This window comes from Corynebacterium minutissimum (genome assembly GCF_016889765.1).
In the GTDB taxonomy this organism is placed as follows: domain Bacteria; phylum Actinomycetota; class Actinomycetes; order Mycobacteriales; family Mycobacteriaceae; genus Corynebacterium; species Corynebacterium minutissimum_B.
In genome coordinates this window covers 1459036-1479966 of the sequence record NZ_CP069533.1, presented here as the reverse complement: position 1 = coordinate 1479966, position 20931 = coordinate 1459036, and the positions used below count along the sequence as shown (strand labels likewise).

The following is a 20931-nucleotide window of genomic DNA, read 5'->3' as shown; positions in this document are numbered from 1 at the left end:
CTCTAGCGTCCAGTACCAGCATAAACGGTGGCTTCTTCATCGCCACCAAGCTGGAACTTCTCGTGCAGGGCCACAGCGGCCTTCTCCAGGTCTGCCTCGCGCGTCAGCACGGAGATACGGATTTCGGAGGTGGAAATGAGCTCCATGTTCACGCCTGCGTCACGCAGCGCCTCGGTAAAGTCCGCGGTCACACCTGGATGGGACTTCATGCCTGCGCCAACGAGGGAGACCTTGCCCACTTGGTCGTCGTACAGCACATTGGTCCAGTGGCCCTCCTCCTTGAGCTTAGCCAGCAACTCCATCGCGCGCGGCCCATCGGCACGCGGGCAGGTAAAGGTGATATCGGTAGTACCAGACTCCAGGGAGGAGACGTTCTGCAGAACCATGTCGATGTTAATCTCCGCGTCCGCAATGACGCGGAAGACCTTGGCGGCCTCCCCCGGGCGGTCCGGGATACCGAGGACGGTAACCTTGGCCTCAGAGTTATCAGTAGCGATGCCGGTAAGTACTGCTTCTTCCACGGGGATATCCTCCATTGAACCGGCAATAAGTGTGCCGGGGTCGGTTGAATAAGACGAGCGAACTCGCAGGGGTACATTAAACGCGCGGGCGTATTCGACGCTGCGCAGAACCAAAATCTTGGAGCCTACTGCGGCCAGCTCCAGCATCTCCTCAAAGGAGAGCTTCTCTAGCTTCTGGGCATTAGGCACGATGCGGGGGTCGGCGGTGTAGACACCATCAACGTCCGAGTAAATCTCGCACACATCGGCCTTGAGTGCTGCGGCGAGAGCGACCGCGGTGGTATCTGAGCCACCGCGACCCAGGGTGGTGACGTCGCGGGATTCCTTATTGACTCCCTGAAAACCAGCAACAATACAAATCTTGCCCGCCTCAAGAGCTTCCGTAAGGCGGCCCGGGGTGACGTCAACAATCCGGGCGTTGCCGTGGCGCTCAGTGGTGAGCACGCCGGCTTGGGAGCCGGTGAAGGATTGAGCCTGCGCACCGAGAGACTCCACCGCCATGGCAACGAGCGCGTTAGAGATGCGCTCACCGGCAGTCAACAGCATGTCCATTTCGCGCTGCGGCGGAACAGGGTTGACCTGGGCGGCGAGGTCAAGGAGCTCATCGGTGGTGTCTCCCATGGCGGAGCACACGACGACCACGTCGTTGCCCTGCTTTTTCGTCGCCACAATTCGCTCCGCGACGGCGCGGATGCGCTCAGCGCTTTCGAGGGAGGATCCCCCGTATTTCTGTACGACTAGGGCCACTGACGGTCCCACCTTTCGTTTTCGCGAGGGCCAATACCTGTCCACCGCCCAATACCTATAGATCGGCAGTCAACTCTTTTTAGAGTACCGCTCTTCCGGCCCGACCGAAACACTGGGCACGCATTAATTCCAGGTAGGGTGGACTCGATGTTTTCTAACGTGGTTGCCGTTGCTTTTGCGCTGGCCTCGGCACTGGTCATTGCCTGGGGCACAGTCATACGCCACCGTATCGTTTTGGACGCCAGCTCCACCAGCGTGATGCGCACCGCACTGCGAACCCCTCTCTGGTGGATAGGCACGGCCGCTGCCGTCATCGCCTACGCACTGCAGCTCCTTGCGCTTCACTTCGGCACGTTGCTCATCGTGCAGCCCATCCTCGTCCTTTCCCTCATGTTCACACTGCCTCTCGCGGCTTGGTACTCGCGCCGCTCCATGGCTACCCGTGAGGTTGTGTGGTGCATGGCATTGACTATTGCCGTGGGCATTCTGGTTGTGTATGGGCGCCCCACAGCCGGCTTGACGACGCCCACGTGGTCCCAATGGTGGCCCGCCTTCGCCGTTGGCGCCCTAGCCCTTGTTGCACTGTTCCTGGCTGCCTTCAACCGCCCGGAAGAATCAGCCCTGGCACTTGGCACGGCCTGCGGCATTCTGTATGGCTACGTGGCACTCGTGGCGAAAGCCGTGGTAGACATCTTTGGCAATGAAGGTCCCCTGGCAACGCTGGGGAGTTGGGAGCTCTATGCGCTCATCGGGCTGGCAGCCGGCGGTACGGTGATCCAGCAGTATTCCTTCCATGCCGGCGCTCTGGCGCATTCTTTGCCGGCCATGACCATCATGGAACCGATCGTGGCCTTTGGCTTGGGTTATTGGGTGCTGGGCGAGAAATTCCAAGTAGAGTCCGCCGTGGGATGGAGCGTTATGGGCGGCTCACTCGTCATCATGATCATCTCCACCATCGTGCTTTCCCGAATCCCGGTAAACACGGGTACGACGAAACGTACAGACCAAGCGCCGCGCTAAAAGGCCCATTCAAACGCGCTAAATGGCCCATTCAAAGACGACAATCATGTAGGCGGAGAACCATGCCGACCACAGCACCCACACTGCAATGCCAGACCAGGCAATGCGGGCCGGAAGTTCCTTGACCGCACGGATTACCCACGGCACGAAGAGGAGCGCTGCCGGCAGAAGAAGGCGGGGGCGGGAATGCAAAATTCCGTCTGAGAGCAACACATTCGCCATGAGCGCGGCACTAAACCACCACGCCACTGGGTTAGCCTTGCCCCACGACGCCACGAGCAGCACCACAGCACCAAGGATGACAAGGACGGTCAGCAGGTAGCCCACGTCGTTATTCTTCGTCAGGGTGTCCCATACAAACGTCAAAGTGGCGGCGCCACCATCAAAGGTCGAGTTCCAATGCTTCGTCTGAATGCCGAAATAGCCCCCGACATCCGCTAGGTAGCGTTGCGTCCACAGGAGATAGGCAGGCAACGGAAGTGCGGCAATACCAAGGCTTAGCCAGGCCTGCCATTCCCGCCGGCCATACAGCAGCACCCACAGGCCAAATACGGCAAGGAAATCCACCGCGGTCAAGCGCGTCAACGACAGCACGAAGCCCGCGGCACCGGCCCACCACCACGCACGCTCATCCAGCGCTACCAGCCCCCAGACTACGAGGGCACCAAAGAGTGCCTCGGTATACGGCATGGAAAACACAATGGACATCGGCGCACTCGTCACCACAACCGCGGCGGCAATCTGCCCGGCGCGACCAGCGCCGAGCCGTCGCGCAAGCACCATAACGCCCGCAGCCATGACCGCAGTGAGCACCGTATTGAGGATCAGCGCGGCGATCCCAAGGTCAAGCCCTGTCCAGCCCACCGCCCGCAAGAGCATGGGGAAGCCAGGGAAGAAGGCCATCGTCTTTTCGTACACCGGGCCATCAGCACTGATATCGGCCTCAAAATAGCCAACACTCGCAATCTCCAAGTAATACTTGGCATCCCATGCCAAGAGTTGGTCCCACAGTTCGCTGTCATTCACCGCGCTCAGAAGGTTCAGCACGCCAATACGCACCGCTGCCCCAATAACAGCGACGGCAACAGCGCTCACGATGAAGGCGCTGCGGGGCTGCGGGGAGGCGTCGTCCAGCGCGACACCACCCGCAGGGGTGTCGACAGATTCAGGGGGCATCGGCTCGGTTTTCTTTGAAAGCACGTGGGACATCATAACCACCCCGAACGAATCTCAGCATGTGAAATTGCTTGCCACAGTATGGGAAGCCCTGTATTGTGGCTCACATGACTTTGCGGCGCACCCTTCTCCTTAGTAGCCGCGGCGGGATTTAGGTTCGTGACTCCACGGCCAGCGCCCCGTCGCGGAGCGTAGTGATGCTGACACTGCAGCTGGCCGTCCCCACCACACAGCCACCACCTTTCAAGGAAGAGAACACCTTATGTCCCCCAACGATTCTTTCATCTCCGCTCCGCGTGACATCACTACCCCGAACGGCCCGCGCAACGACAACCAGCCAGCCTGGAATAAGCAGCGCGGCTCCTCCATGCCAGTAAACCGCTACCAGAGCTTTGCTCAGGAAGTAGAACCCGTCACACTGACCGACCGTACTTGGCCGGATAAGACCATCACCGTCGCTCCTCAGTGGTGCGCGGTGGATCTGCGTGATGGCAATCAGGCCCTCATCGATCCGATGAGCCCGGAACGCAAGCACCGCATGTTCGACCTGCTGGTCAAGATGGGCTACAAGGAAATTGAGGTGGGCTTCCCCTCCGCGTCCCAGACGGACTTCAACTTCGTACGCGAAATCATCGAAGGCAACAAGATCCCCGATGACGTCACCATTCAGGTCTTGGTGCAGGCGCGCGAGCACCTCATCCGCCGCACTTTTGAGGCCTGTGAGGGTGCCAAGAACGTCATTGTTCACTTCTACAACTCAACGTCGAAGCTACAGCGACGCGTGGTCTTCCGCAAGGACCGCCCGGCCATCAAGAAGCTGGCGACGGATGCTGCGGAGCTCATCAAGTCCATTGCCCAGGACTACCCGGACACCAACTGGCGGTGGGAGTACTCGCCGGAGTCCTTTACCGGCACCGAGTTGGATTTTGCAGTCGAGGTCTGCGATGCGGTCGTCGACATTATGGAGGCAACCCCGGACAATCCGATGATCATCAACCTGCCATCCACGGTGGAGATGATTAGCCCGAACGTCTACGCCGACCAGATCGAATGGATGCACCGCAACTTTGCCAAGCGTGATTCCATCATCATGTCCCTGCACCCACACAATGACCGCGGTGAAGGTGTCGCCGCTGCGGAGCTGGGCTACATGGCCGGTGCGGACCGCATTGAGGGCTGCCTGTTTGGCAATGGTGAGCGCACCGGTAACGTCGACCTCATCACTTTGGGCCTGAACATGCTGACCCAGGGCGTAGATCCACAGATCGATTTCTCCGACCTGCCTAAGATACGTGAAACGGTGGAGTACTGCAACCAGTTGCGTGTCCCTGAGCGCCACCCCTACGGCGGCGAGCTGGTCTTCACGGCGTTCTCCGGCTCCCACCAGGACGCTATCAACAAGGGCTTGGATGCCCTGGCCCAAGTTGTGCGCCCCGGCGCAAACAACACCGACGTGTCCTGGGAAGAACTGCGTGAGACCACCTGGGAAGTTCCGTACCTGCCTATCGACCCAAAGGATGTGGGCCGCGATTACCAGGCCGTTATCCGCGTGAACTCGCAGTCCGGCAAGGGTGGCGTTGCCTACATCATGAAGACCGACCACGGCATCAACATGCCGCGCGCCATGCAGGCAGAGTTCTCCTCCGTTGTCCAGGCCGTCACTGACGCCGAGGGTGGCGAGGTCAACTCCAAGAACATGTGGGACATCTTTGCCGCCGAATTCCTCGACCGCACTACCCCGCTGGAGCTGGAAACCTTCCACGTTGATAACTCAACGACGGAAACGGAGGACGCCAAGGTGACTGCCTCGATCATTTACAACGGTGAGAAGCACGTCGTCTCCGGTAGCGGCAACGGCCCCATCGCCGCCTATGCCAACGCGCTGGAAGGCATTGGCATCGACTTTGAAGTCATCGATTACTCCCAGCAGTCCCGTACTTCCGGTGACGATGCTGAAGCTGCCTGTTACATCGCCGCAGAGGTCAACGGCACTCGGGTATGGGGCGCCGGCATCGCCGGCTCCACCACTCGCGCTTCCATCAACGCCATCACCTCAGCAATCAACCGCGCCGCCTAGTCCCCCCACACCAGCCGCAGGGCTGCACCACGTACGCAACTACAACTAGTACACACTAGTTGCAGTCTCCACGCGCACTGCCCGTCACGCTACCCCACTTTTCACGAATTGCGTGACGGGCATTGCACCTTTACCCCTTTGAAATCCCCGGGCGTCATCGCATTGTATATACACCCGAGATAAGAAAACCACTTGTACACACGTCGACAATGCAAGATTTTTTGCTAGGTTACTGGGGGTAACATTATGCTGGACACACTAGCTTGTAGCCACACAGCGGGCATTGTAGGCTAAGCACATAGCGCGATAATCTGCAAACTTTTTTACTATTTTTTTAAATGACACTCTCAGACTAAGGCTCAGTTCTATCTACCCGCGCTGATGTGCTCTCTCACCCCACATCAACCGCGGCTGTAGACCAAAGCCAGTCCCAAAGGCGAACAATATGATGGTCACCAACTATGTGGTCCCCCACGAGGGTTTTGGTGATCCCCGCCGTCTGAGCGTCAGCAACGTTGACCCAGACCTCTTCCTCAGCCTTCTGGAGGAAGAAGGCGATAACCAACAGCTCACCGTAACTCTGTGCGGCCACTCGAGCTCAGGTTTCCGCGTTCGCCACGAGGACACTGTGGTGGGAATGATCTCCGCCGAGCAATCGGAAGAGTACAGCGAACTCGATTGGATGATGAGCTCGGGCTTGAGCCCCCAAGTTACGGCAACGGTAGGCCTGAGCACGGATGGCAACGACGATACGACCCCCATCTTCGAAGTCCTCCTCCCTGAACCCGGCTTGTGCGTTCCCAGCAATATCCCTCCGGCTGAGCGCTGGGGATTGTTGGAGGGTAATAGTGCCCTGCACATCACCGATTTCGACGCCGCACACGAGGCTCTTCCGGACCATTCCGCTCACCTGCTCGTGCGCGTCGATAACAAGCGCGGCCTCGCCCATCGCCACATTGAGCTCTCCCTCGATAACGTTCACATTGCTTCCATCCCCCGCGGGGAGGCCACGTGGCTGGCTGATTCCATCGCCGCGCTTAACGACGACGGTCTTGTCGCCGTGTCGCGCGCGTACTACTCGGTGGAGGGTGACGCACCAACACTTACGATCTTTGCCGGCCACGACGCCCCTACCGGCGTTCCCGCGTTGCGCACCATGGGAGCTATCGCAGCGGCTACCACCGCCGGCGCTACAGCGGCCATTGTCCACTCTGAAGCGCACGGCGCGACGTCTCCCACCCCGTTCATCGGAACCTCTGCAGGCTCAGATTCCCCAACAATTTCGCTCAGTTCCCTCGACGGTGCCTCACCCAAGGCAGGAATTGGCGCCAAGGCCGCTGGTGCCAGCACCGGATTAAAGCTCGCGTGCGCCGCCAGCGTTGCAATCATCATTGGCGGCACCGCGAACTTTGCCGCCTCAGTAGTCTCACTCAGCTCGTCCCATGAGGTCGTCACCGGCTCTGCCTTGGAGACCTACGAGGACCCACTTACTATCCCGCGTGCGGCAGGCGCACAAGACCCCGACGAAACCGAAGCTACCAACGATTCTGACGCCTCGGAGTACCGCGACCAGTACGTCACCCAGAACACGAAGCAAGGCCACTTCTGGGATGCGACTTCTCCCCTGCTTGACGATGAGCCGGACACTCTAGGCGGCTCTAGCGGTGCTGGCCCCGCCGCAGCGATGGCTAACGAGGCACCTAGTGAGAGCACTGCCGCTGGCCGCGCCGGCGAACACCACGAGGCCACCACACCTCCCAAGCAACCACAACACACCGACGCAGCACCAAAGCACCGTCCCTCGCCCAGCAACCGCACCCGCTCAACGTCGAATTCTGATTCTTCGCCGCTACGCCCAGCGGAACGCGACACTGCCGCTAGTGGCTCGACACCGTCGCGCCAGGTTAAGCCGAAACCGCGTCCTACAACTCCGAAGGCCGCTCCAACGGCAGCTGCGGCACCGACGGCGAAGAACACAGTCACACCGCCGCGAACAAAGCCCCAGGCTGAGCCCACTCCTGCGAAGCCATCGGCAACACGTCCGACCTACCTTCCGGACCCGCGCCCCACCTACGAGCCGCGCACACCACGACCCACCCCGTCTGCCCCTATCGGACAAGATCGTGCAGCCGTCGGCGAAGATCGCTCTCCCATTGGCCAGAATCGCTCCGCAACGGACCAAGACCGCGCAATTGCCGGCCAAGAGCGCTCGCCTCGGATCGAAGGCCTCATTATCGTTCCCTTCCTGCCGTTCCTTCCGCCTGAGCTGTTGGAACCACTACCAGGCACAACGACCGACATCCCCCAGGAACCGACCCCTGAGGCGGAAGCGGAAAGCACCGCACCTCAAGAACCTACTGAACCCACTGACCCCGCTCCCGTGACGGAGACGGAGCCTTCCGAGACTTCCGAGGAAGAGCTTGAATCAGAGGCCGACCTCGCAGTAGAAGACAAGCCGAGCGTGGAGCCAAGCACGACGCCGAGCGCAGAGCCAAGCGTCGAGCCACTCCCAGAAGCGGAAGCTACTGAGCCCACCACGTCCCTTGAAGAACGGGATGAACGAGAAAAGAACAAGCGCAACTCGCACATCCCTCCGGGCCAGCTCAAGAAGATGGAACGGGAAAACGGACGGGCACCGGCCCTGCACAATCGCTAAGAGTGTGCCCTTGCCTGGTTCCGCGGGACGGAGTACTAAACTGTGAACAATGACGACGACACCCAGCCCCACCGAGCCCACAGCGCACAAGAGCGCTGAGGTAGCGGCAGCTGTGGCGTCGCCAAGCACTGGCGCCCCCAAGCCCGGCCCACGCCCCACATCCACCGACACGTCCCCGTCCCCGAAGGACACCAGCGGGGCAAACGACTCCCCGAACACGCGGGATTCCAAACACACTGATTCCAAGCATGCTGGTTCCAAGCACTCTAGGGACACGGCGCGCGAGGAAGCCCTCACGGCATTCCCCTACGTGGCGCTCACCATCCAGACCACCGGCATTCATCCCTCGACGGGCCGCTTGCTCACCGTCGATGCGCTAACGCTGAATGACGCAGGGGAGGTTGGCCAAGAATTCCATGCCGTCATCAGTCCCGATGGCGACCCGGGACCGCGTCACCTGCATGGCCTAAGCCCAGAGGAGATCAAGGCTGGTCAGGCTTTCTCCTCCTTGCTCAAGCCGCTGGACAGGCTCATCGACGGCCGCACACTCATCGTCCACGACACCACCTACACCTGGGGATTCATCGTGGCGGAGGCCCGCCGCGCCATGACCGCAGCTGCCCGCCAGAACCGTGCGCGCAATCGGAACCGCAACAACAAAGGACGTCGCCGCCGCGTCAAGGTAGGCCACGTGCCGGCCCCGGTCAGCATTATCGATACGCTTGCCACCGCCCGCCGCCAGGGAGTGTGGGGCACCGACATTCGCCTCGCCGCCGTCGCTCGCGATACGGGCCTCGACGCACCTTCCCCCAAGGCCACCGTGGAGCGCGCCCAACGCACGGAAAAGGACACCTCTCGTGAGGCCACCCGCCTCCTCATAGAGCTCTACCGCGCACAACGTGAAGGTACGCTGAGCACAGCCTCCCCAGAGGATCTGCGCGCAGACCGCTTCGGGCTGCAGCGCTCTCATGTCCGTGTCGATGCCGCCGAAGCTCCCCGCCAGCACCACAACCCCGGCCCCTACGTTCCGGGCAAGGAGCTCATCCGCGGCATGGAAATCGTGGTCGCTCCAGAAATCACTGAGGACCCCGACACCATCATCGCGGCACTTACCCGTGAGGAGCTTAACTACTCTGAAAAACTCACGCGGGAAACCTCCCTGGTGGTCTGCAGTATCACCACGGACCTCGTGGGCAAGCCTATGCACGCTCACCGCAAGGACATTCCACTGATGTCCGATACGGCCTTCCTCGCTGCACTTGAGCGCATCGAGGACGCTCAGGAGCCGGAGGAAACAGACAAAACCAGCGGCTCCAGCGCAGGTAACGGTGGGAATCACGGCAACCATGGCGGTGCCTCTGGCGGGCAGAACAACCGCAACCGCTCCTCCCACAACAAGAATCGCCGCCGCTCCCGCCGGAAATCCTCCCACCACGGTCAAGGCTCAAAGAACAACGCCAACCAGGGCCAGAACCACAAGAACACGCAGGACGATTCCGGCAACAACGGCTCCCCGAATAAGAGTAACGCCAAAGGCGGCTCCAACAAGGGTAGTAACAACAATGGACGTCGGCGCCGACGCCGCGGTGGACGCGGTCGGCGCGGCAACGGCAACCAGCACCAGCAGAACCAGCAAAACTCGGGACACAACCGCTCCCGCACCACAGATAACTAGCCTCCCCGACTACCCTGGGGAACATGAATTTTAACTTCCGAAACGCGCTGAGCTCGGCGCGTACCGCGGTGGCTACGACTGCCGCCTCGCTGGCCACCACCGCCTCGCGCGCCACTGGCCGCGGCGCCGGCGGAATGATTGGCGGCCTCATCGCAGGTGCCATCGACCCCACCATCATGCAGAACCTGGCCAAGAAGCGCCCGGCCGTCTTGGTGACCGGAACGAACGGTAAATCCACCACCACCCGCATGGTGGCAGCAGCTGTGCGCACTGAGCACAGCGTGGCTACCAACGATGGCGGTGACAACATGGACGCCGGCATTATCTCCGCGCTTCTTGCGGGCAAGGAAGCCTCCCACCTCGTCCTTGAGGTTGACGAGCTGCACGTCCCGCACGTAGCCGATAACCTCGACCCCACCGCGCTGGTCTTGCTTAATCTCTCCCGTGACCAGCTCGACCGCGTGGGCGAAATCAACAAGATTGAGCGTGCTCTCCGCGGCGCCGTGGAGGCCCACCCAGACATGCTCGTCATCGCCAACTGCGATGACGTCCTCATGACCTCGGTGGCCTATGACGCGCCGAACGTCATCTGGGTCTCCGCAGGTGCCGGCTGGATGGGCGAGTCCGTAACCTGCCCGCGCACCGGTGGCCACATTGTGCGTGATGGCGAGGACTGGCACGCGGTCAAGCAGCTTGCCGACGGCCGCGAGTTCCGCCGCCCCACCCCCACCTGGGCTGTCACGGAGGAGAGCTTGGTGAGTCCGGGTGGCGTCGATAAGCTGCGTCTTTCCCTTCCCGGCCGTGCCAACCGTGGCAACGCCGCCCAAGCCGTCGCCGCCGCGGTAGAAGCCTTCGGCGTCGACCGCCACAAGGCCATCGCCGCCGCTGAGGGCGTGGATGATGTGGCTGGGCGCTACTCCACCATCACGCTGGGCAAGCGCACGATTCGCCTGCTCCTAGCCAAGAACCCGGCCGGCTGGCAAGAGGCACTGTCCATGGTGGACCGTGACGCCGATGGCCTGGTCATCGCCACCAATGGCCACGTGGCTGACGGCATCGATATGTCCTGGCTGTGGGACGTGCGCTTTGAGGACTTCGAGGACATCCCGGTTAAAGCCTCCGGTGAGCGCGGGACGGACCTCGCGGTGCGTCTGGTCTATGCGGACATCTCGCATGAGCTTATCGACGACCCCCTGACCGCCATTCAGTCCTGCCCCGAAGGCCACATCGAGGTACTGGCCAACTACACCGCCTTCCGCGACCTCAAGAAGGCACTCACCGCCGCAGTAAAGGAGCACTCCAATGACTAGCCTTAAGATTGGCCTCATCCTGCCGGACGTGCTGGGCACCTACGGCGATGATGGCAATGCACTCGTATTGCGCCAGCGCGCTCGCATGCGCGGCTACGAGGCAGAGATTGTGCCCATCAAGTTGGGTGAGCCGGTGCCGGATTCGCTCGACGTCTACACCCTCGGCGGTGGCGAGGACACTGCGCAGATCCTCGCGGCTGAGCACCTTATTTCTGACGGCGGCCTCACTCGTGCGGCCGCTAACGGCCGTCCAATTATGGCTATCTGTGCAGGTCTGCAGGTACTCGGCGAATCTTTCCGGGCGTCTGGCCGCGTCGTGGACGGCCTGGGGCTTCTCGACGCCACCACCGCCTCCCTGTCCGAGCGCGCCATCGGCGAAGTGGCCTCCGAGCCCACCAAGGCGGGCATCACCGCCGAGCTCACCGAGCCACTCACCGGTTTTGAGAACCACATGGGCGCGACCATCTTGGGCCCGGCCGCCCAGCCTTTGGGCACCCTGACTCGCGGCACCGGCAATGCTGATACCGCTGCCACCTACGACTTGTCCGACACTACTGCCCAGCGCGCCGCCGAGGGCGCCGTTCAGGGCAGCGTCATCGCCACCTACATGCACGGCCCAGTACTCGCCCGCAATCCACAGCTGGCAGATCTCCTGCTGGCCAAAGCCATGGGCGTTGCCCTCAGTGAGCTCGTACCGCTCGACATCCCCGCCATCGAGCGCCTGCGCACCGAGCGCTTCAACGCCTCCGAGCCGCCGCGCTCGCAGCGCTAAACCGTTAGGCGGCCGCTCAAAGCACGCGAAAGCGTCAGCTCATCAACGAACTCGAGGTCGCCTCCCAACGGCATACCTGAAGCCAATCGCGTGATCTTCAGCCCGGGGAAATCCCGGAGAAGGCGAACGAGATAAGCGGCAGTAGCCTCGCCCTCAGTGTTCGGGTCAGTAGCGAGGATGACCTCGGTGATTTCCGGGGTGTCGTCGTACAGCGGCTCTTCCGGAGTGGAATCCGCAAGCTCGCGGTCCGGCAGCACGCCGCCGAGGCGCTGCAGCAACTGCGAGATATTGAGGTCCTTCGGCCCCACATTCGCCAGCGGGTCCAGCGCACCGCCGAGCACGTGATAGCGACCCTCATACTCGCCAGTGCGCTCGATAACCTGAATGTCCTTCGGTTCTTCCACCACACAGATGGTGGAAGCATCGCGTTGTGAGTTGATACAGATGCGGCACACTTCTTCGCGGGAAATATTGCAGCAGATTCGGCAGAAGGTCACGCCATCGCGCACAGCGCCGAGGGCTTTCTGCAGCCGGTCGATGTCCTCCGGATCCTGATGCAGCACGTGGAAAGCGATGCGCTGTGCTGATTTCGGCCCGATTCCGGGCAGGCGCGAGAACTCATCAATGAGATCCTGCAGTGGTCCTTCAAACACGCGATGCTCCCCTTACTTCATAATCCCGAACCCAGAGTGGGCACGGGTACACAAAAGGCCGCCTTGCTCTCCCCACAAAGGAGAGCAACAACGGCCTTTTAGTGTATCGCGCGACTTACTGGTTGCCGCCGAAGACATCCTGGATGGACGGACCATCGTAGTTCTGCTGGGACTGGCCCATGCCCTGAGACAGCGGGCCGATCTTCTCCTGTGCAAGACGGCCGGCAGCAGCGTGAGCCTCCTTGAAGGCACCCACGATGAGGTCCTGCAGAGTCTCAATGTCTTCTGGGTCCACCACGGACTTATCAATGGTGATGTCCTGCAGCTCAGCGCCACCGGTCATGGTGACCTTCACCAGGCCATTACCTGCGGTGCCCTCCACGGTGGCGGCCAGGATTTCTTCCTGTGCCTTCTGCAGTTCAGCCTGGACACGGGCAGCCTGCGCCAGGATGTCGTTCATGTCGTTGGCCTGCTGCATCGGGTCGTTCTCAGTCATGCTAAAAGTCCTTTCACACGGTTATTTTCACTACGCGACAAGTGTACAGATGCCGCGCTATAGTCGCCGCGCCCCTAGCTCTTGTGCGAGAAGCTCCATGGCAACTTCCGTGGCGTTGCGATGATCCATCTCGCCGGCGTTTTGCGCGGCTTCCATCATGTCGCGTTCCTCGTCGTCGCGTGAGTACTCCGGCTGGGGTTGAGAGACCTGCTGTGGAGTCGGCTGCGGCGGTGTTTCAGGCCTGTGCCCTGCACTTTCCGGCGCTCCATCCGCTCCCGCCGGCGGTGCATACTGCTCCGGTGGCGTCTCGTACTCACCCTCATCCGGACCTGGCTCCGGCGGCAACGGAACACCGTTTCCAAACTGCGGAACCTTGGCAAACTCCTCATCGCGTTGGGCTGCTACCTGACTCGCTTGAGCAATGCGTGATCGCCATTGGCTGCCACGAGCCTCCCTCTTTGGGGGCACTGTCGCACCGCGCTGAGGTGTCTCCTGTCGCTGCGGCGACGTCTCTTGTCGCTGCGGTGTCGGCTGGGGTTGCTCCGTCGTGTCAGACGACGGCTCCTGTCCACCGATGCGGCGCGGCGCGCCCCACGTGTCAGTGGTGGCCGGCTGTTCACTCGTTTCCGCTTGGCCAGAATCGGAGGTTTCGGTGGAGCTAGGCGTCTCCGGACTCTCTGCCTCCTCTTCAGGCTCGGAAGCCTCACGCTGGGGTTGGTTGGGGTTCCACTGAGTGCGCTGGACGGGTTTCTCCACAGTGAAGCCGTGGGCCTTGGGGTCAGTACCAATGACGCACTCCACCTTGAGGTCGCGGTTGAGCTCCTCCTTGAGGACCGCGACGATGACCTCGTTGGTACCCGGCGAATTGATGCGCTCTGCCAGAGCACCCGTGGTGTGGCCAAGGACAAGGGTGTCGTCGCGCACGCCCAGGACGCGGGCTTCAGCAAGCATGATCTCCGCGACCTTGTTGCGGTGGCCAATGGTGGCACGCAGGTCAGACCAGCGAGAGCGGATGTCGCTAGCCGGATCCTGCTGTGCGGTGTCCTGTCGCTGCTCTTGCTGTTGCTGAGCTTGCTGCGGCTGCGTCTGCTGAGGCTGCACTGGCTCACGCTCAGGCTGCTGTGCCGATTGCTGCTCGGACTGCTGCGGTTCTTGCTGCTGAGCGTTCTGCTTCGCTGCCTGGCGGCTGCGGCGCTGCGCAATGATGGCGGCAGCAGCAGCGGCAGGGTCCTGGGCACTAGATACTGCAGACTGCGGACGCTGGGTCGCTGCAGCGCCCGGGCCTTGGCCCTGAGCTCCGGACTGGCTACCAGAAGCGGAGGCGCCGGAGGATGCGCCCAAAGCTGGTTGCGCGGCTGCAGGAACTTGACCGGCAGCGGCAGCAGCCGGGGCTGTGCCCACAATGAGGTGGGCGCAGAGAATCTCCAGAAGCAAGCGTGGAGAGGTAGCACCGCGCAGTGAGGACACGCGTTCGTTAACGGTCTCTGCCAAGTAGGCCAACTGCGGGCCTGAGAAACGTTGCGCTTGGGCAGTAAGGATCTCCCCGCGGTCGGTCGGCGCAGACACGAGCCCCTCCTCCAAGGCGGAAGGCACGGCCTGGATAATCATGAGGTCACGCAGGCGATCGAGCAGGTCAATGGCGAAGCGGCGCGGCTCGTGGCCGGCTTCAATGACATCATCGACCAGCCTGAACAACCCAGCCTTGTCCTGGTTGGCCAAGGCTTCCACGGTGTTATCAAGCAATCCAAGGTCCGTCACGCCAAGTAGCGGACGTGCAACGTCGTAGGTCAGGCCATCGGGGCCAGCACCCGCAAGGAGCTGATCCAAAATGGACAAGGTATCACGGGGAGAACCGCCACCAGCCTGGATCACCATGGGGTAGACGGTGTCATCCACGTGAACATTTTCTGAAGCTACGGTGCGTTCCAACAGGCCCTTCATAGCCGGCGGGGTCAGCAGGCGGAAAGGATAGTGGTGGGTACGCGAACGGATGGTGCCGATAATCTTTTCCGGCTCCGTCGTGGCGAAGATGAAGATAACGTGCTCCGGTGGTTCCTCAACCACCTTCAGCAAGGCATTGGCGCCGGAGGCGGAAATCATGTGCGCCTCATCGATGATGAAGATGCGATAGCGCGATTCGGCTGGCGCGTAGTAGGCGCGGTCGCGCAGCTCACGCATATCCTCCACACCATTGTGGGAGGCGGCGTCAAGCTCTGTCACGTCCAGGTTGCCGGGGCCGCCAGGGGCTAGGGAAACACAAGAATCGCACACGCCACACGGCGTGGATGTGGGGCCCTGCTCGCAGTTGAGCGAGCGTGCCATGATGCGTGCCGACGAGGTCTTTCCGCAGCCACGCGGGCCGGAAAAGAGGTACGCATGGTTAATGCGCCCCGCGTCGAGGGCGGCGGACAACGGCGTGGTGACCTGCTCTTGGCCCACCACTTCCGCGAACGTTGCTGGACGATATTTCCGGTAAAGAGCCACGGTTAGTCAGTCTAGCGCCTTGCTCGGACACACGGATCACACATGGAAGCCCCACGAGTGAGGCGATATTTCAGCTACCCCGAGCGCTGCCAGTCCAACAGATCGATGCCATGCTCCGCCACTGCGTTCTGCAGGGCCGGTACACCTTCCTCAACCGCGAAGGCATATTCGGCATCAGTCAGCATGAGCAGCTGACACACCAACGTCAGGCGTTTATCCTCCGCTACCTGTGGGGTCTGCCCGCCCCACAGGTAAGGAGCGATGAGCATGCCGTGGCGCACTGACAGGTACGCGAAGCGCTCATCGTTCTCACCAAAGAGATTCGGTAACAGGAGGCCCGGCTGCGCCGGCAGAACGCCGGCGGCCTTCGCGAGAAGGCTGGACGCGGCGCTCACAGCGGCAGCCACCTCTGCTTGGCCGATGCGAGCAACCGCGAGAAGCTCGCAACGAACATCGATACCCTGCTCCGCGTGGGCCAACCCCGTATCCACGTCGGCGAAGTCGCAGGTGACGGCGAGCGATTGATCGTCGTCAAGCACGGCTAAGCCCACACGGTGCCCCTCGATGTTTTTGAACTCGAGGTCAACGGGGATGACGTCATCGAGCCAATAGGCCGTCTCGTCAGCGTTGATAGCCTTATGCCCCCAGCTTCTCCACGGCGGCCAGCAGGACACAGGTAGCCACGCCGTCCATCGCGGCCTCTACCTCTTCCTGCGGCGGCAGGGACGGAGCAAGGCGGATGTTGTGGTCCTTGGCGTCCTCACCATAGGGGAAGGCGGAGCCTGCCTGGGTGAGGAGAATGCCGGCGTCACGAGCCAGCTCCCACACGCGAGTAGCAGTGCCATCTGGCACGTTCAAGGAGATGAAATAGCCGCCCTTGGGCTGAGTCCACTCCGCGATGTCGTACTGAGTCAGGCGCTTGTCCAGGATACGCAGGATGGACTCAAACTTCGGTGCCAACAGTGCAGCGTGACGGCGCATAATCGCGCGCACGCCCTCAGCGGAACTGAAGAACTCGTAGTGCGCCAACTGGTTGATCTTGTTCGGACCAATGCCGCGAATACCTGCATGCTCGAGGTACCACTCAAGGTTGTCCTCAGAGGAGCCGAAGAAGCTCACACCAGAACCGGCGAAAGTGATCTTCGACGACGAAGACATGGCCCAGAAACGGTCCGGGTTACCTTCCTGCTCCGCGATCTCCAGAATCGGCAGAACCTCTGGGAAGTCCTCGGTAAGAGTGTGCACGGCGTAGGCGTTGTCCCACACGATGCGGAAATCTGCCGCACCCGTCTCCATCGCGGCAAGGCGGCGGGTCTTTTCCTCAGAGATAACCGCACCCGTTGGGTTGGAGAACATCGGCACCACCCACATGCCCTTGACCTGCGGGTCCTTCGCCAGCTCCTCAACGGCGTCAATATCCGGGCCATCCTCTTCCATCGGCACCGACAGGAGCTCGAAGCCAAAGGACTCCGTAATGGTGAAGTGGCGGTCATACCCCGGAGTAGGGCAGATCCACTTGATGGTTTCTTCCTTGCTCCACGGCTGATCAGAGCTGTTGTTGCCAAACGTGTAGGACAGGTGGATCAGGTCATACATGATGTTCAGCGAGGAAGAATCCGCAGCAACAAGCAGTTCCGGCTCCATGTTGGTGAGCTCACCCCAAAGGTCACGCAGCTCCTTGATGCCCTTCTGGTTTCCGTAGTTGCGCAGGTCATTGCCGGCAGCGTCGGTGTAGTGGCCGCGGCCTGGCAGCACGAGCAAATCGTTGGACAGGTCCAGCTGAGCCTTAGACGGCTTACCGCGAGTCAAATCTAGGTTGAGACCCTCAGCCTTAAGAGCCTCGTAGTCCTTGCGTACTTCAGCAGCAAGCTCCTTGAGCTCGGATGCGTCGAGATTGGAAAGCGACATCCCTCTTCCTTCCGGGACATGTGGCGGACAGATGGCACCCATAGTAACTGCCGCACGCTTCCCCCGTGTGCAAGGCCACATATAAATAAAAAAGGGGACCCCGCGCACCCGCCAGAGCCTCCTGACCCTTGCTGCATTCCTGCCCTGGGGGAGTTCAGAGGATGGACGCCACGCGGAATCCTGTGGTCCAGCCTAGCGTGCCGTGCTTGCCGACGCCAAACCGCACCCTCGCCACCCAGCTCCCGCCCTGACTCCCAGCCCGGCTTCCCCTCTACCGCCTCCCATCCCCAAGTTTTTCGCGCTGACCTGGCGATTTTGCTTCATTAGGGGGCTCATGTAATGTTTTCCAGCGGAGGATTCGACTAGCGGCCTATGTCACACGCCTGGAACGCGTGCGGGAGTCACATCCCTCAGGGGTTCAAATCCCCTATCCTCCGCCACTGGGAAATCCCGGTTCACCGGCATCACGCTGTGAACCGGGATTTTTCGCATTCTGCGTCTAGCGCCTACGCCGGAGTCGGTGTTGACCGCCCGTCAATCCGGGCCTGGCCGGTTAGAGGGCGGGCGAGGCTTGAGCCTTTTGGGCAAAGGAACCAAAGTAAAGGCACCGTTTGCGGGGCTGAGCACGTAAAACCGCAGGTGGTTGAATGCTAGATTTCGCATAAGGTGCCAATCCTTTGGTTTCTTTACTGCTGGGCACTCGAGCTGGGCGCTTCCATCGAACGCCCATGGTCAACCGCCCCTACTCGAACTTGGGGGCCTCGAAACCGTCTTCCTTGAGCCACTCCACGTGCGGCGGGGTATTCATTCCCCATTCAGTGCGAGCTAGCAAGAAAGCCTCTTCCACCTCGGCCTCGTCATAGCCGCCGTCACGCAGGTAGCGGCGGAAGCCGTGGGGACCAGGTTCTTTGATCCACAGCCAGACGTAGTCTTCCAAGGTATGGTCACCCAAGATGTCTTCCATGCCTTCTGGCAGGAGCTCACGCCCAGCGCGCACGCGTTCTTCTAGATCCGTGTCGAAGAAGTCATAGAGATAATCCAGGCTGTCTTCCAGCTGGGCGTACTCATAGGCGTCCATGCTCCTCCGATCTACACCGTTCCATCCCAGACATAGGGTTCACGCGAAAGCTTATCGGGTTTAAAGCGCGTGAGAAGATCCGTAGGCGTGTACAGTCCTTCGGTGTCGTAGCCTAGGGAGCCCGCAAGCAGGCGGATGACGTCGCCCACTTCTCGTTCTGGCTCGGCGAGTAGTTGACGCAGGGTCACTGCCCCATCGCGCTTGGACAGGCGCACTCCCTCAGAGTTGAGCACGAGCGGCACGTGGACGAACTCTGGCTCCGGATAGCCCAGAAGGTGCGCAAGGTATGCCTGGCGTGGCGCGGAGGAGAGGAGATCATCGCCGCGCACAATCTGATCCACCCCTTGGAAGGCATCATCAACGACAACCGCCAAGTTATAGGCCCAGTCCATACCCTGAGTCGGATCTGCCGGCGGCTGGCCGCCGCGGCGCAAGATGAAGTCATCCACCTCACCCGTGTACTCGCCCACCACGGCATCGTGGATGGTGTACGTTGCCATCCCAGCTCGCAGGCGTATGGCTGGCACGCGGTTCTGGGTGGCGAGTTCGGCGCGTTTGGCGGCCCGTTCATCGTCGCTAAGCGCCCGGCACGTCCCCGGGTACTGCCCCGGAATTGCATGCGGTGCGCGGGAGGCTTCCTGGATGTCCTTGCGCGAGCAGTAGCACTCGTAGGTGGGCAGCTGTGCCAAGGCTTCCTCGTAGGCGGCGTAGCGATCCTGCTGGTAGATGACCTCCCCGTCCCAGCCCAGGCCCAAGGTCGCGAGATCCTCCAGCTGGCGCTTAGCCGATTCGCGCGAGGAACGCTGCGTATCAATGTCTTCCACGCGAACGAGGAAGCGCCGTCCGCTACTGCGCGCATAGAGCCAGGCGAGGAGCGCCGTACGAAGGTTGCCTAGGTGCAAATCACCAGACGGGCTCGGGGCATAGCGGCCGGCGGGAGAAAGAGAATCCATGCAGTCCAGTCTAGGGGCCGCGCGGAGGCGAGTCCTCCACTAGAATCGCCCCCATGGCTTCTGACGCGACCTATCCCCTGCTTGATTCCGCCGACGCCGAGCGCATGCTGGCCTATGCGCGCTCCCAGAGCTCTGGTCTGACGCTGCCCACTACGGAGTCAGCGCACATTGACAAGCAAATTAACCGGGTCATCGCGAAGGATTCTTTCCTGGGCAGCATCGAGGATGCGCATCCCGCTGCTCTCTACCTGGAAGCCCGCGAGACTCTCCGCCAGGCCGCCGGCACCATCGAAGATGCCAACGACTCTTTCACCATTGCCTCCATCGGCGTACTGACCGGCCAGCCGGATCTGGTGGCTACCGGCTACGCCCGAGTTGCGCGCGCCTGGCTGGATAACGGTTTTAAAGAAGAAGCAGAGAAGTTCGCCGCCAAGGCCGCTGCTGCGGGGGATCGCTCCGTGCTCGATGAGATTGCTGCCGCACAGACCGCTGCTAGCCACAAGGACTTTTCTGAGGCCGTCACTGCATCAATGTCCCAGCCCGTTGCCGATTCTTCGGCTGCGTCTGCTGCCTCTGGTGGGGATAGCAGCCCGTCCTCACTTGCTGAACTGCGCACGCGCCTCGACGCGGCCAAGAACGGCGATGCAAGAGCCCACGCCGCTGAGTTTGTCACCATCAATGACGCGGTGACCTCCGGGAATTTTGATGGCTCCGAAACCTCGTTTGTGGACGCCCTCACGGTCATCCTTGAATCCGCTGTCGGTGCTCTCTGGGCATCAAACTCGCAGGACGACTGTTCCCGTGTAGCCGCGCAGTCCTTTGCCATCCTGTCGAACGCCCGCCGCGAGGAAGAATACCAGCAGCTGCCACCGGCGATGCTGGCGCGCTTCTACAGCGATGCCGCAGCCAACTCAAGCGGTGATAAAGCCCAGCGCCTCGCATGTTTGGAGGCAGCCGAGCGGGAGTACGCCCGCCTCGGTGATGTCGACAACGAACTGCAAGCCATCCTCAAGCGGGTAAGCCTACATGTTCTTCCCACCGACCCCCAAGAGGCCTATGACATTCTGGCCTCCCGTTATGTGGATTCTACAAAGCTGAAGAGCCTGCCGGTGGCCGCCAAGTGGACGGTGCTTTACTCCGAGAGCTTGCGCACGCAGGCCGAGGACATGTTCAAGTCCACGCAGGTTCTGCTTGATTTCTTGGAGAAGCACACCGCCTCCGCCGCCACCACCCCGACTGAGCAAAGCGCGCTGGCGGAAGTAGCCGAACTCCTCGGTGACCGCTATGCAGCCGGCAACGTAGCCGAACGCGCACGGAACATGTACCACTTCGCCTACAACCTCTTCGACGCCGCCGGCAACACGCGCGCGCTGGAGGAGCTGCGCAAGAAGGCCTAAGGCTCAAG

Annotated in this window: 15 protein-coding genes, 1 tRNA gene, 1 other RNA gene and 1 pseudogene; 8 read left to right on the top strand and 10 right to left on the bottom strand. The window is 61.4% G+C overall.

Features of this window, described 5'->3' with window-relative positions; translation table 11 throughout:
* Nucleotides 1-2: 2 nt before the first annotated feature.
* Nucleotides 3-1268: an aspartate kinase gene (locus I6J26_RS06840; RefSeq protein WP_115021017.1), complete on the bottom strand. Its 1266-nt coding sequence runs from the start codon at nt 1266-1268 to the stop codon at nt 3-5.
* A gap of 147 nt (nt 1269-1415) precedes the next feature.
* On the opposite strand from I6J26_RS06840, the gene I6J26_RS06835 reads away from it, so the two are divergent.
* A complete protein-coding gene (locus I6J26_RS06835; protein WP_115021016.1) occupies nt 1416-2288 on the top strand; it encodes a DMT family transporter in 873 nt (290 codons plus the stop codon).
* 18 nt (nt 2289-2306) lie between these two features.
* Here I6J26_RS06835 and I6J26_RS06830 read toward each other — a convergent pair whose 3' ends face one another.
* Complete coding sequence (locus I6J26_RS06830) at nt 2307-3488, bottom strand: mannosyltransferase family protein (RefSeq protein WP_239107327.1); 1182 nt, start codon at nt 3486-3488, stop codon at nt 2307-2309.
* A gap of 238 nt (nt 3489-3726) precedes the next feature.
* Between I6J26_RS06830 and leuA the strand changes: the two genes are divergently transcribed.
* The 5 genes and pseudogenes from leuA to I6J26_RS06805 all read left to right on the top strand — a co-directional run bounded on the left by leuA (nt 3727) and on the right by I6J26_RS06805 (nt 11954).
* A complete protein-coding gene (gene leuA / locus I6J26_RS06825) occupies nt 3727-5541 on the top strand; it encodes a 2-isopropylmalate synthase (RefSeq protein ID WP_115021014.1) in 1815 nt (604 codons plus the stop codon).
* 445 nt (nt 5542-5986) lie between these two features.
* Nucleotides 5987-8197 (top strand): hypothetical protein, encoded by a 2211-nt coding sequence (locus tag I6J26_RS06820; protein WP_115021013.1) that lies wholly within the window; start codon nt 5987-5989, stop codon nt 8195-8197.
* 112 nt (nt 8198-8309) lie between these two features.
* Nucleotides 8310-9491, top strand: a pseudogene (locus I6J26_RS06815) (DNA polymerase III subunit epsilon); the annotation flags it as partial.
* 404 nt (nt 9492-9895) lie between these two features.
* Nucleotides 9896-11182 (top strand): Mur ligase family protein, encoded by a 1287-nt coding sequence (locus tag I6J26_RS06810; RefSeq protein WP_115021011.1) that lies wholly within the window; start codon nt 9896-9898, stop codon nt 11180-11182.
* On the top strand, nt 11175-11954 hold the full coding sequence (locus I6J26_RS06805; RefSeq protein ID WP_115021010.1) for a type 1 glutamine amidotransferase: 780 nt from the start codon (nt 11175-11177) through the stop codon (nt 11952-11954). The genes I6J26_RS06810 and I6J26_RS06805 overlap by 8 nt, the downstream gene beginning before the upstream one ends.
* On the opposite strand, the gene recR is transcribed toward I6J26_RS06805, so the two are convergent.
* From recR to ffs, 6 genes are all read right to left on the bottom strand, one after another.
* Entirely contained in the window at nt 11951-12607 is a 657-nt protein-coding gene (gene recR, locus I6J26_RS06800; protein ID WP_039673215.1) for a recombination mediator RecR, read from the bottom strand. The two genes, I6J26_RS06805 and recR, sit on opposite strands and share 4 nt — an antisense overlap.
* Before the next feature lie 115 nt (nt 12608-12722).
* A complete protein-coding gene (locus I6J26_RS06795) occupies nt 12723-13103 on the bottom strand; it encodes a YbaB/EbfC family nucleoid-associated protein (RefSeq protein WP_039673213.1) in 381 nt (126 codons plus the stop codon).
* 57 nt (nt 13104-13160) lie between these two features.
* Nucleotides 13161-15587 (bottom strand): DNA polymerase III subunit gamma and tau, encoded by a 2427-nt coding sequence (locus I6J26_RS06790; RefSeq protein ID WP_115021009.1) that lies wholly within the window; start codon nt 15585-15587, stop codon nt 13161-13163.
* A gap of 74 nt (nt 15588-15661) precedes the next feature.
* Nucleotides 15662-16261, bottom strand: a complete 600-nt coding sequence (locus I6J26_RS06785) for a suppressor of fused domain protein (RefSeq protein WP_115021008.1) — start codon at nt 16259-16261, stop codon at nt 15662-15664.
* Nucleotides 16224-17495 carry an aminotransferase class I/II-fold pyridoxal phosphate-dependent enzyme gene (locus I6J26_RS06780; RefSeq protein ID WP_115021007.1) on the bottom strand — a complete coding sequence of 424 codons (1272 nt, stop codon included), beginning with the start codon at nt 17493-17495 and terminating at the stop codon, nt 16224-16226. The genes I6J26_RS06785 and I6J26_RS06780 overlap by 38 nt, the downstream gene beginning before the upstream one ends.
* An 86-nt stretch (nt 17496-17581) precedes the next feature.
* Nucleotides 17582-17680, bottom strand: an RNA gene (gene ffs, locus I6J26_RS06775) — signal recognition particle sRNA small type.
* A 166-nt stretch (nt 17681-17846) separates the two neighbouring features.
* On the opposite strand from ffs, the gene I6J26_RS06770 reads away from it, so the two are divergent.
* Nucleotides 17847-17935 (top strand) — tRNA-Ser (locus I6J26_RS06770).
* Between the two features lie 302 nt (nt 17936-18237).
* On the opposite strand, the gene I6J26_RS06765 is transcribed toward I6J26_RS06770, so the two are convergent.
* A complete protein-coding gene (locus tag I6J26_RS06765; RefSeq protein ID WP_115021006.1) occupies nt 18238-18573 on the bottom strand; it encodes a hypothetical protein in 336 nt (111 codons plus the stop codon).
* Nucleotides 18574-18584: 11 nt separating this feature from the next.
* Nucleotides 18585-19526, bottom strand: a complete 942-nt coding sequence (gene gluQRS, locus I6J26_RS06760; protein WP_115021005.1) for a tRNA glutamyl-Q(34) synthetase GluQRS — start codon at nt 19524-19526, stop codon at nt 18585-18587.
* Between the two features lie 53 nt (nt 19527-19579).
* Here gluQRS and I6J26_RS06755 point away from each other — a divergent pair, with 53 nt between their 5' ends.
* The gene (locus I6J26_RS06755; RefSeq protein WP_115021004.1) at nt 19580-20923 is read left to right on the top strand and encodes a hypothetical protein; all 1344 of its coding nucleotides are present in this window, start codon (nt 19580-19582) and stop codon (nt 20921-20923) included.
* Nucleotides 20924-20931: the final 8 nt, after the last annotated feature.